This is a genomic window from Chryseobacterium oranimense (assembly GCF_900129755.1).
Lineage (GTDB): Bacteria > Bacteroidota > Bacteroidia > Flavobacteriales > Weeksellaceae > Chryseobacterium > Chryseobacterium oranimense.
In genome coordinates, this window is record NZ_FQWT01000012.1 from 1 (window position 1) to 5,673 (window position 5,673).

Genomic DNA, 5,673 nt, shown 5'->3' on the forward strand with positions numbered 1-5,673 from the left:
AATTTTATGTTAAATACTTTTGTTTTGTGTAGTTATAAGGATGTATCTTTGCCCCACTGAAAACGAGAGTAGACGGTAGCGCAGAAGAGCTTTTGGATAAGCGTTAAGTATTTAAATAAGCTTAAAGGGGTAAGATACAATAGCCTTAAAAATTTTTAGAAATAAAAGTTGGTGGGATTAAAAATTTTCTTATCTTTGCAGTCCGGTTAAACGGGGAGCAGAAGCGAAGTGATTAAGGTTTAGAAAAGGAGTTAAGGTTACTAAAAAAACTTTAAATTTTCTTACAAAACATTTGGTCATTTAAAAATAAATAATTACTTTTGCAACCGCAAATAAGGGACAGAACGACAGAAATAAAGTTCTTTATTAAAGCGGAAAGATATAAAGATCATTGACATACAATATAACAACCAAGTAAGGAAAAAACTAAAGCGTAAAAATAACTTTGAGTGGGTCAGGAAAAACATACAATGGAGAGTTTGATCCTGGCTCAGGATGAACGCTAGCGGGAGGCCTAACACATGCAAGCCGAGCGGTAGAGATTCTTCGGAATCTTGAGAGCGGCGCACGGGTGCGGAACACGTGTGCAACCTGCCTTTATCAGGGGAATAGCCTTTCGAAAGGAAGATTAATGCCCCATAATATATCATATGGCATCATTTGATATTGAAAACTCCGGTGGATAAAGATGGGCACGCGCAGGATTAGATAGTTGGTAGGGTAACGGCCTACCAAGTCAGCGATCCTTAGGGGGCCTGAGAGGGTGATCCCCCACACTGGTACTGAGACACGGACCAGACTCCTACGGGAGGCAGCAGTGAGGAATATTGGACAATGGGTGAGAGCCTGATCCAGCCATCCCGCGTGAAGGACGACGGCCCTATGGGTTGTAAACTTCTTTTGTATAGGGATAAACCTACCCTCGTGAGGGTAGCTGAAGGTACTATACGAATAAGCACCGGCTAACTCCGTGCCAGCAGCCGCGGTAATACGGAGGGTGCAAGCGTTATCCGGATTTATTGGGTTTAAAGGGTCCGTAGGCTGATGTGTAAGTCAGTGGTGAAATCTCACAGCTTAACTGTGAAACTGCCATTGATACTGCATGTCTTGAGTGTTGTTGAAGTAGCTGGAATAAGTAGTGTAGCGGTGAAATGCATAGATATTACTTAGAACACCAATTGCGAAGGCAGGTTACTAAGCAACAACTGACGCTGATGGACGAAAGCGTGGGGAGCGAACAGGATTAGATACCCTGGTAGTCCACGCCGTAAACGATGCTAACTCGTTTTTGGGCTTTCGGGTTCAGAGACTAAGCGAAAGTGATAAGTTAGCCACCTGGGGAGTACGTTCGCAAGAATGAAACTCAAAGGAATTGACGGGGGCCCGCACAAGCGGTGGATTATGTGGTTTAATTCGATGATACGCGAGGAACCTTACCAAGGCTTAAATGGGAAATGACAGGCTTAGAAATAGGCTTTTCTTCGGACATTTTTCAAGGTGCTGCATGGTTGTCGTCAGCTCGTGCCGTGAGGTGTTAGGTTAAGTCCTGCAACGAGCGCAACCCCTGTCACTAGTTGCCATCATTCAGTTGGGGACTCTAGTGAGACTGCCTACGCAAGTAGAGAGGAAGGTGGGGATGACGTCAAATCATCACGGCCCTTACGCCTTGGGCCACACACGTAATACAATGGCCGGTACAGAGGGCAGCTACACAGCGATGTGATGCAAATCTCGAAAGCCGGTCTCAGTTCGGATTGGAGTCTGCAACTCGACTCTATGAAGCTGGAATCGCTAGTAATCGCGCATCAGCCATGGCGCGGTGAATACGTTCCCGGGCCTTGTACACACCGCCCGTCAAGCCATGGAAGTCTGGGGTACCTGAAGTCGGTGACCGTAACAGGAGCTGCCTAGGGTAAAACAGGTAACTAGGGCTAAGTCGTAACAAGGTAGCCGTACCGGAAGGTGCGGCTGGAACATCTCATTTTAGAGCGTTGAAGAACGTTAAACAAAATAAGTACTTACATGTACATTGACTTATCTTAAAGTTAAAGCTTTAGTTTTTTATTTGGTTGATTTATATTAAAAAAATACACACCCACTAGAAATTAGTACAGGGAAAGAGATACAAGAGCCGAGAGCCAAGAACCAAGACGAATGAAAGTCTTGTATCTAGCATCTTGGATCTGCAAGTCCACAAGACAGTCTCGTAGCTCAGCTGGTTAGAGCGCTACACTGATAATGTAGAGGTCGGCAGTTCGAGCCTGCCCGAGACTACTAATTTATAGGATTAAGGTATTTAGGAATTAAGAAATTAAGAAATTGGCAGCCGTTAATTTTTAAATCTCTGAATCTCTGAATTTTTTAATCTAACCTAGCGGGGAATTAGCTCAGCTGGCTAGAGCGCCTGCCTTGCACGCAGGAGGTCAAGGGTTCGACTCCCTTATTCTCCACAGTTTTGGAAGACTGATTTAAAAGTTACGGATGGAGCCAAAAACAACATCTGTTCATCAGTTGAACAAGAAGACATTAAGATCATTGACATTAACGGTAAAGACATCACAAAGAGAAAACCGAGCGCATAAAAGCGCTTGAGTAACCAAAAATAGGAAAGAAATCGTTAAGGGCGTATGGCGGATGCCTAGGCTTTCAGAGGCGAAGAAGGACGCGGTAAGCTGCGAAAAGCTGCGGGGATCGGCACACACGAATTGATCCGCAGATGTCCGAATGGGGCAACCCGGCATGTTGAAGACATGTCATCCCTAAGGGGAAGCAAACCCGGAGAACTGAAACATCTAAGTACCCGGAGGAAAAGAAATCGAAGAGATTCCGTAAGTAGCGGCGAGCGAAAGCGGATTAGCCCAAAAGTCTTTATATATTTAGAAGAACGTACTGGAAAGTGCGGCCATAGACGGTGATAGCCCGGTATTCGAAAGGTATATTAAGATGATAAATGAGTAGGGCGGGACACGTGAAATCCTGTCTGAATATGGGGGGACCATCCTCCAAGGCTAAATACTCCTGAAAGACCGATAGTGAACAAGTACTGTGAAGGAAAGGTGAAAAGCACTTCGAATAGAAGGGTGAAATAGAACCTGAAACCGTACGCCTACAAGCGGTCGGAGCCCACAAGTTGGGTGACGGCGTGCCTTTTGCATAATGAGCCTACGAGTTAATGTTACTAGCGAGGTTAAGGACTTCAGGTCCGGAGCCGGAGCGAAAGCGAGTCTGAATAGGGCGCTTAGTTAGTAGTATTAGACGCGAAACCTTGTGATCTACCCATGGGCAGGTTGAAGCTCTGGTAACACAGAGTGGAGGACCGAACCGGTTGACGTTGAAAAGTCTTCGGATGACCTGTGGGTAGGGGTGAAAGGCCAATCAAACTGGGAGATAGCTCGTACTCTCCGAAATGCATTTAGGTGCAGCGTCGCAACAAAGTTTATTAGAGGTAGAGCTACTGATTGGATGCGGGGGTTTCACCGCCTACCAATTCCTGACAAACTCCGAATGCTAATAAATGTTCTGCGGCAGTGAGGGCATGGGTGCTAAGGTCCATGTCCGAGAGGGAAAGAACCCAGACCAACAGCTAAGGTCCCCAAATATATGTTAAGTTGAAGCAACGCGGTTGGACTGCATTGACAGCTAGGATGTTGGCTTGGAAGCAGCCATTCATTTAAAGAGTGCGTAACAGCTCACTAGTCGAGCGGTCCGGCATGGATAATAATCGGGCATAAACATATTACCGAAGCTATGGATTTGTATTTTAGATACATCTGGTAGGAGAGCATTCTGTTTGCGCCGAAGCAGTATCGTGAGGTATTGTGGAGCGGACAGAAAAGAAAATGTAGGCATAAGTAACGATAAAGGGGGCGAGAAACCCCCTCACCGAAAGACTAAGGTTTCCTCAGCCATGCTAATCAGCTGAGGGTTAGTCGGGACCTAACGCGAACCCGAAAGGGGTAGTGGATGGACAATGGGTTAATATTCCCATACTTGCTCACACTAAAAAGGGGACGGAGTGACGTAGCTACTGGAGACTGACGGAATAGTCAAGACCTAGCCTTCGGGCGAAGTTGTTGTAGTGAACTCGCTTCCAAGAAAAGCCGAAGTGAAGCAACCCGTACCAAAACCGACACAGGTAGTCGAGGAGAGAATCCTAAGGTGCTCGAGTGAGTCGTGGCTAAGGAACTAGGCAAAATAGTCTCGTAACTTCGGAAGAAGAGACGCCATCAGCAATGGTGGCCGCAGTGAAGAGGCCCAGGCGACTGTTTATCAAAAACACAGGACTCTGCTAAATCGAAAGATGCTGTATAGGGTCTGACACCTGCCCGGTGCTGGAAGGTTAAGGAAGGTGCTTAGGGTTAAACCGAAGGCATTAACTGAAGCCCCAGTAAACGGCGGCCGTAACTATAACGGTCCTAAGGTAGCGAAATTCCTTGTCGGGTAAGTTCCGACCTGCACGAATGGTGTAACGATCTGGGCACTGTCTCAGCCACGAGCTCGGTGAAATTGTAGTATCGGTGAAGATGCCGATTACCCGCAATGGGACGAAAAGACCCTGTGAACCTTTACTATAACTTCGTATTGACTTTGAGTAAGTAATGTGTAGGATAGGTGGGAGGCTTTGAAGCCGGCACGCTAGTGTTGGTGGAGCCAACGTTGAAATACCACCCTTTACTTACTTGGAGCCTAACTTCTTTCAGAAGGACATTGCGTGGTGGGTAGTTTGACTGGGGTGGTCGCCTCCAAAAGAGTAACGGAGGCTTTCAAAGGTACCCTCAGCACGCTTGGTAACCGTGCGTAGAGTGTAATGGCATAAGGGTGCTTGACTGTGAGACCTACAAGTCGATCAGGTGCGAAAGCAGGACATAGTGATCCGGTGGTTCCGTATGGAAGGGCCATCGCTCATAGGATAAAAGGTACTCCGGGGATAACAGGCTAGTCTCCCCCAAGAGCTCACATCGACGGGGAGGTTCGGCACCTCGATGTCGGCTCGTCACATCCTGGGGCTGGAGAAGGTCCCAAGGGTTGGGCTGTTCGCCCATTAAAGTGGCACGCGAGCTGGGTTCAGAACGTCGTGAGACAGTTCGGTCTCTATCTATTGCGGGCGTTAGATGTTTGAGAGGGCTTGATTCTAGTACGAGAGGACCGAATTGAACAAACCTCTGGTGTATCAGTTGTACCGCCAGGTGCACCGCTGAGTAGCTACGTTTGGAAGAGATAAGCACTGAAAGCATATAAGTGCGAAACTCGCCTCAAGATGAGACATCTTTTAAGGGTCGTTGGAGATGACGACGTTGATAGGCTACAGGTGTAAAGCTGGTAACAGCATAGCCGAGTAGTACTAATTACCCGTAGATTTATAGCCTATGGTTGCTATATCAATATAATTAATTTATACAAGTTCTTTTGTGCGCAGACAAGGTTTTGTCTTTGTGAACGTTTTTATCGATAAAATCAGGTAGCAGATGGTAGCTATCAGGTAGCAGGGAAACCTGCAATCTTTTACCTATAACCTGCACCTTATATACCTTCTTTAGGGTGGTTTTAGCGGTGGGGCTCACCTGTTCCCATTCCGAACACAGAAGTTAAGCCCACCAGCGCCGATGGTACTGCGACAAGCGGGAGAGTAGGCCGCCGCCAGTTTTTATTAAAAGTCTCATACAACATGTTTGT

Annotated in this window: 2 tRNA genes and 3 rRNA genes; all 5 read left to right on the top strand. The window is 46.7% G+C overall.

The window, feature by feature from the left end:
- Nucleotides 1-467 precede the first annotated feature (467 nt).
- The 5 genes from BUB03_RS21470 (at nucleotide 468) to rrf (ending at nucleotide 5,643) form a co-directional block, all read left to right on the top strand.
- Nucleotides 468-1,984: ribosomal RNA gene (locus BUB03_RS21470) — 16S ribosomal RNA — on the top strand.
- Nucleotides 1,985-2,200: 216 nt separating this feature from the next.
- A tRNA-Ile gene (locus BUB03_RS21475) sits at nucleotides 2,201-2,274 on the top strand.
- 102 nt (nucleotides 2,275-2,376) lie between these two features.
- A tRNA-Ala gene (locus BUB03_RS21480) sits at nucleotides 2,377-2,450 on the top strand.
- A gap of 157 nt (nucleotides 2,451-2,607) precedes the next feature.
- A 23S ribosomal RNA gene (locus BUB03_RS21485) occupies nucleotides 2,608-5,365 on the top strand.
- 169 nt (nucleotides 5,366-5,534) lie between these two features.
- A 5S ribosomal RNA gene (gene rrf, locus BUB03_RS21490) occupies nucleotides 5,535-5,643 on the top strand.
- Together the 16S, 23S and 5S rRNA genes with 2 tRNA genes alongside form the textbook arrangement of a ribosomal RNA operon.
- The last annotated feature ends 30 nt before the right edge of the window (nucleotides 5,644-5,673 follow it).